The 6,169-nt window shown below is 68.6% G+C and carries 6 protein-coding genes and 1 tRNA gene; 5 read left to right on the top strand and 2 right to left on the bottom strand.

The window, feature by feature from the left end:
* Nucleotides 1-295: 295 nt before the first annotated feature.
* Nucleotides 296-1,495 carry a substrate-binding domain-containing protein gene (locus tag B1729_RS10180; RefSeq protein ID WP_163632553.1) on the bottom strand — a complete coding sequence of 400 codons (1,200 nt, stop codon included), beginning with the start codon at nucleotides 1,493-1,495 and terminating at the stop codon, nucleotides 296-298.
* Between the two features lie 202 nt (nucleotides 1,496-1,697).
* Here B1729_RS10180 and B1729_RS10175 point away from each other — a divergent pair, with 202 nt between their 5' ends.
* The 3 genes from B1729_RS10175 to B1729_RS10165 are packed head-to-tail and all read left to right on the top strand — an operon-like array spanning nucleotide 1,698 to nucleotide 4,321.
* Entirely contained in the window at nucleotides 1,698-2,153 is a 456-nt protein-coding gene (locus B1729_RS10175; RefSeq protein ID WP_163617426.1) for a MarR family transcriptional regulator, read from the top strand.
* Nucleotides 2,150-3,382 (top strand): MFS transporter, encoded by a 1,233-nt coding sequence (locus B1729_RS10170; RefSeq protein WP_163632551.1) that lies wholly within the window; start codon nucleotides 2,150-2,152, stop codon nucleotides 3,380-3,382. Before B1729_RS10175 ends, B1729_RS10170 begins: the two co-directional genes overlap by 4 nt.
* 21 nt (nucleotides 3,383-3,403) lie before the next feature.
* The gene (locus tag B1729_RS10165) at nucleotides 3,404-4,321 is read left to right on the top strand and encodes a hypothetical protein (protein ID WP_163632549.1); all 918 of its coding nucleotides are present in this window, start codon (nucleotides 3,404-3,406) and stop codon (nucleotides 4,319-4,321) included.
* A gap of 197 nt (nucleotides 4,322-4,518) precedes the next feature.
* On the opposite strand, the gene B1729_RS10160 is transcribed toward B1729_RS10165, so the two are convergent.
* A tRNA-Lys gene (locus B1729_RS10160) sits at nucleotides 4,519-4,591 on the bottom strand.
* A gap of 94 nt (nucleotides 4,592-4,685) precedes the next feature.
* Here B1729_RS10160 and B1729_RS10155 point away from each other — a divergent pair.
* Together B1729_RS10155 and B1729_RS10150 are read left to right on the top strand one after the other, a co-directional pair.
* Entirely contained in the window at nucleotides 4,686-5,513 is an 828-nt protein-coding gene (locus tag B1729_RS10155; RefSeq protein WP_163617429.1) for an inositol monophosphatase family protein, read from the top strand.
* 60 nt (nucleotides 5,514-5,573) lie between these two features.
* Nucleotides 5,574-6,152, top strand: coding sequence for a hypothetical protein (locus B1729_RS10150; RefSeq protein WP_163617430.1), 579 nt, complete (start codon nucleotides 5,574-5,576; stop codon nucleotides 6,150-6,152).
* The last annotated feature ends 17 nt before the right edge of the window (nucleotides 6,153-6,169 follow it).

Raw genomic sequence — 6,169 nt, 5'->3', positions numbered from 1 at the left:
CGGCGCCGTTCGGGCCGATGACGCCCACCAGTGATCCGGCGGCGATGTCGAGTTCGACCTCTTTGAGGATCGTCGCGCCGCCGATCTGCAGGCCGAGACCCTCGATGCGCAGCGGCGAGCCGCGGCGGGCGGCATCCGCGGCGGGCGCGGACGGGACGGACGTGCTCATGGGCTGAGTGCCTCTCGTAGTGCCTGATGGTCGGGTGCCGAGCGCAGCGAGCGGACGGAACGCGCTGTCGCGCGCCGTGTCGTCTCGCTGCGCTCGATCACCCGTCGCTGCGCGGGACGGCCGGTGCTACTCGACTTCGGCCGGCGCGACGTCGTCCGCCGCAACCGTGTCGACGAGCTCGGGCACGAACGTGCCGTCCTGCGCGACGAGCTTCGTCTGGTACATCTCCTGGATGAGGGCGTGGTCGCTCGCGCGGACCGTCATGGCGCCCTTCGGCCCCTCGAACTCGAAGCCTTCGAGCGCCGAGACCATGGCGTCGACGTCGCCTTGGCCCGCCTTGACGGCCTGGACGATCATGATGGCCGCGTTGAACCCGTCGGGGCTGAACAGGTCAGGGGTGCCGCCGGTCTCCTCGATCGCCTCGACCATCGCGGTGTTCACGTCGTTGTCGGGCGCGCCCGGGAAGTAGTGGTTGAGGAAGTTGATCTTCTCGGATGCCTCGCCGTAGGCGCCGAACGTCGCGGAGTCGCCGAGCCCGGTGACGACCGGAATCTCGTCGAGCACGCCCTGCTGGCTCATCGCCTGCCACATCGCACCCGAGGTGGCGCCGGCCCACGCCACGAAGACGAGGTCGGGGCTGCCGGCGAGCACCTGCTGCGCGAACGGCGTGAACTCGGTGGCGTCTTCGGCGACGAGCACGGAGTTGACGGTGGCGCCCTGGCCGCCGAGGATGGCGTCGACTGCCGCGACGTTGCCCTGGCCGAAGGCGTTGTCCTGCGCGAACACCGTCACGGTCTTGCCCTCGATGTCCTCGAGGAAGGTTCCCGCGGTGGCGACGTCCTGCGCGCTCTGGCGCCCGGAGCGGAACGTGTAGTCGTTGATGCCGGTGACGGCGTCGGCGGCCGCCGGACCCGAGATGTAGAGCACCTTGTTCTGTTCGGCCTGCTCGGCGACGGCGAGCGCGACGCCCGACGATGCCGTTCCGGCGATGATGTTCACGCCTTCGCCGATGAGCTCCTTGACAGCAGTGACCGCCTTGTCGGGGTCGCCCGCGTCGTCCCGGTTCTCGATGGTGATGGTCGTGCCGTCGATCTCGCCTGTGCCGTCGGTGGCGTAGTCGAGCCCGGCCTCGAAGCCATCGAGGTACTGCTTGCCGTAGCCGGCGAGCGGACCGGACTCGCTCGTGACGATGCCGACGGTCACCTCTTCGGGCCCGCCGCCGTCGGTGGCCTCACTGCTCGGCTCGGCCGACGGCGCGCATGCCGCCAGGGCCAGCGCTGCCGTGACGACCACGGAGCCCAGGAGCAACTTCTTCGTAACCCGCATGTGCGTGCCTTTCCCCATTGGAAGGATCTGGTGCCCCAAATCGGCGCTTCGTCTCAAACATGAGATCCGATTCAGGTTCTTGCAATCTAAGGAACCATCGACCTCCACGCAAGTCGAGAAGCCGGCCCTCACAGTGTCGTTACCCAATCGGGACGATGCGCGATTGCATACCTGCGATATATACCAGCGGTATGCTTATCGAATGACCCACGACCGAGACATCGAGACTCTCATCGTCGCCGCGCACGCACTCACCCGGCTCGCGGCGCTCGAGACCGCCAACGACGCCCCCGCCGCACAGTGGCGCACGCTCACGATCCTGCGCGAGAACGGGTCACTGCGGATCGGTGAACTCGCCCGCCTCAGCCGCGTCACGCAGCCGGGCATGACGCGTCTGGTCGGCCAGATGGCCGACCACGGCCTGGTGGCCAAGACGACGGATGCCGGGGACTCACGTGCGACGGTCGTCGAGGTGACCCCACTGGGCCTCGAGGCACTCCAGACCTGGATGCTGCAGCTGACCGCCGCCCTCGCGCCGCACTTCCACGACCTCGAGCCCGAGGAATGGGAAGCACTGCGCACGACGGCTGCCGTCCTCACCCGCAAGCTCGATCGCACCCGCAGCGACGCCACCGCGACAGCCGAGGCCACACGATGAGCGCGCACGGCCACAGCACGGCCTCGGTATGGCGCCAGCCGGCGCAGGTGTGGGCGGTCGCGTTCGCCTGCGTCGTCGCTTTCATGGGCATCGGTCTCGTCGACCCGATCCTCCCGGCGATCGCCGAGTCGCTGCAGGCGAGCCCGGTGCAGACCGAACTGCTGTTCACGAGCTATCTGCTCGTCACCGGCCTCGCGATGCTCGTCACCAGCTGGATCTCGAGCCGCATCGGCGCGAAGGCGACCCTGCTCATCGGACTTGCTCTCATTGTCGTGTTCGCGCTGCTGTGCGCGCTCAGCGGCAGCGTCGACGCGATCATCGGCTTCCGCGCCGGGTGGGGCCTCGGCAATGCGCTGTTCATCTCGACGGCGCTGGCGACCATCGTCGGCGCGGCATCCGGTGGGAGCGGCGCCGCCATCGTCCTGTACGAGGCGGCTCTCGGCCTGGGCATCGCGATCGGTCCCCTTCTCGGCGGGCTTCTCGGCGGGGTGAGCTGGCGGGGCCCGTTCTTCGGCGTCGTCGTGCTCATGGCGATCGCGTTCCTCGCGGTGCTCGTGCTCCTGCGCGGGCCGAGCGAGAAGCCCGCGCCCGTACCACTGTCAGCGCCTCTCAAGGCGCTTCGGATCCCGTCGCTCGCCGTGCTGGCCGTCACCGCGCTGTTCTACAACATCGGCTTCTTCGTGCTGCTGGCGTTCTCGCCGTTCCCGCTCGGATTCGGCGCGATGGGCATCGGCTTCACATTCTTCGGCTGGGGGGTCGCCCTCGCCATCACGAGCGTATGGGTGGCGCCGCTGATGATGCGCTACCTGGCGCGCACGACCGTCATGCTGATCACCCTCCCGCTGCTCGCCATCGACCTCGTCGCCGCGGGCATCGTCGTCGAGGATGCCACCGCACTCGTCGTCTGCATCATCGTCGGCGGACTGCTGCTCGGCGTCATGAACACCGTGCTGACCGAATCCGTCATGGAAGCCACCGACCTCTCCCGCTCGGTGGCGTCGTCGTCGTATTCCGCGGTGCGGTTCCTGGGCGGCGCGGCCGCTCCTCCGATCGCCGCTCTACTGTGGCACCTCTACGGACCGACCGTGCCGTACGTGTTCGCCGCGGCATCCGTCGTCATCGCCACCGCGACGATCCTCTTCGGCCGCCGCGCACTCGCCCGCATCGACGAGCGCGAAGCGGATGCCGCCGACGAGGCCGCAGCCGTGCTCGTCGGCGACGCCGCCTGAGGCCGGCGCCGGCGCTGTCGGGTGGCAGCGATCTCGATTCGGCCTTGGCTCTCTCGGTCCCTATCGTCGTGCCACGGTCACGCGGATAATGAGAGCATGGACGCCCCTCGGGGGTCGGCCGGGCGCGAGGAATCGGATCAGTTCGAGCGCTCGCGGCAACGCGGATACGGACCGGATGCTGACATTGCAGCTGATGGCGTCGAGCGCGAGCTGAACGACCTGCGCGCACGGGCGTATGGTCCTGAAGCCGACATCGAGGCCGACGCTTTCGCCGTGGCGAGGTTGATCGAACTCGAAGCGGCCAATGTCGCCGCGGGGCCCCCCGTCGGCGCCACCGCTTCTGTCGACCACCGCACGGCTGATGCTGCACCGACGTCCGCTCCCGCCCTCGAAGACACCGCGGTCAGCCCAACGGCGCAGAGGGCGGAGCCGATGATCCCGGCGACCTCGGACATGGGCTCCGGGCGGTCGCTGAGGCAGCGTGCGACGCTCACGCGAAGCCGCGCATCGTTCATGGTCGGGTCGATCGTGGTCGTCGCGATCCTCATCTACGCCGCTGTCTGGCTCCTCTCACCGCACCCGGAGGCGTCGCTGCAAGCGACCGCGGCCGGCCCGGAGAGCAGTGATGTCCAAGCGCTGACTGCCAACGTAGGCGACCCGGACATGTCCACACTGCACCACTTCGAGCGTTACCGCGACATAGAGGTCTGGTCCGTCGAGAACGGCGTGGGCGACATCTGCCTCATCGCCTGGGACCGTGGCGGCGGTCGATTCGAGTTTCAGTGCCTACCTCCCGGGATCGAGCTCGCCGTCCATATGAGGGTGGTGGCGGAGGCGGCCGACGGCTTCGGTGATTGGCTCGCGGACCGCAGCGTCATCAGCCTCCACCTCCGCAAGGACACCGTGGACGTTTTCGTCCACCCTCCACCACCTGACTGAGCCCGACTCGAAATGGCTCGCGTGGAGCGCGACCCGCCAGTCGCCACTAACCGCCGTGGATAGGGGGCGTCACAACCGCGTGACGCCCTGAATCTCCGGGCTCAGTTGGCGATGAGCTGGTGAGGGGCATGCGAGTCACCGCCTACGACGAAACCCCCGGCCGCACTTGCCAGCGCTGACCGGGGGTTTCTCATCGGTGCACCCCCTGGGACTTGAACCCAGAACCCACTGATTAAGAGTCAGTTGCTCTGCCGATTGAGCTAGAGGTGCGCAGTTCACAACGAGGCGAACCGAGGACCAACATTAGCATCACGATCGCGTCTCGTGAAATCGAGACGGGAGCGCCGCCGCTATCCTGGATCGTGTGACCACCCCTCTCCCCGCAGCGACGTTCGACACGCCGTTCGAGGGAGACCTTCACGGCGATCTCGAACTCGCTCTGCGCCTCGCCGACGCGGCGGATGCGGCATCCATGTCCCGCTTCGATGCGGCGGATCTCGACATCCAGGTGAAGGCCGACAGCACTCACGTGACCGAGGCCGATCTTGCCACGGAGCGCGCTCTGCGCGCGGTGCTCGAGACCGAGCGTCCCGCCGACGGCATCTTCGGCGAGGAGTACGGCGTCACGGGCGATTCGAACCGGCAGTGGATCATCGACCCGATCGACGGTACGGCGAACTACCTCAAGGGCATCCCGATGTGGACGACCCTCATCGCCCTCGCGATCGATGGCGTGCCCCGCGTCGGCGTGGCCAGCCAGCCTGCGATCGGCCGGCGCTGGTGGGCCGCCACGGGCCTCGGCGCCTGGACCAACACACCCTCGGGTGAGACGCGACGCCTCCGCGTGTCGACCGTGGACGCGATCGCCGACTCCAGCGTGAGCTTCCAGAGCATCGGGCAGTGGCGGGATGCCGGCAAGCTCGACGCCCTCGAGCGCCTGACGTCGTCGGTGTGGCGCGACCGCGGCTACGGCGACGCCTGGCCGTACATGCTGCTGGCCGAGGGGCGCCTCGAATTCGTCGCCGAGTTCGGCGTCAAGGAGTACGACATCGCCGCGCTCGCGCCCATCGTGACCGAGGCGGGCGGCAGATTCACGTCGTTCGACGGCCGCGACTCGCTGTCGGAGGGCTCCTCACTGGCGACGAACCGCGTGCTCCACGACGCGTATCTCGACCTGCTCCACTCCTCCTGACCTTCGCTCCGCTCCACCCACCTCCCCCCGACCGCCTCCCATCCCCCACGGAGACTCCCGATGCCCGCCCCTCGCATCCTCGGCGCCGCTGCCGCCCTCGTCCTGTTCACGGTTCTCCTGTCGGCGTGCGCCGGCACCCCTGAGGCCGCCCCAGAAGAGACGGGCAACGCGGCGACGCCGACGACGGCCGCCCCCGAGCCCTCGGCGACCCCCGACCCTGAGCCCGCCGCCGCCGAAGACCCGACGTGCGAGACGATCATCGGCGAATCGGTGGTCGCGAACTTCGAGAGCCTCGGCTGGACCTCGCAGGCGTCACCCCTCTACATCGGCAGCACCGAGATCGAGGACGGCCTCCAGTGCATGTGGGCCGACTTCGAGGGTCCTGCCGGTGACCACGGGCAGATGTTCGGCTGGGCGGCGCTCTCGGAAGACGAGGCCACCGACGCCCAGGAGGAACTCATCGCCCAGGGCTGGGTGCCCGAAGAGGCGCCTGAGGGTGTCTACATCACCGAGAGCGCCGACACGGCGATCGCGACGGATGCCGAGGGCTACGGCATGACGTACTTCTTCGCGAACGGGCAGGTGACGGTGGCCGATACGAAGCAGGGCCTGCTGCTGATCGAGTGGCCGAAGAGCTGACACGACCTGCGGGCGCC

Origin of the sequence: Microbacterium sp. B35-04, assembly GCF_010634885.1 — a bacterium.
Taxonomy (GTDB): Bacteria; Actinomycetota; Actinomycetes; order Actinomycetales; family Microbacteriaceae; genus Microbacterium.
The sequence above is the reverse complement of the archived record's forward strand: the minus strand, read 5'-3'. Positions and strand labels throughout refer to the sequence as shown.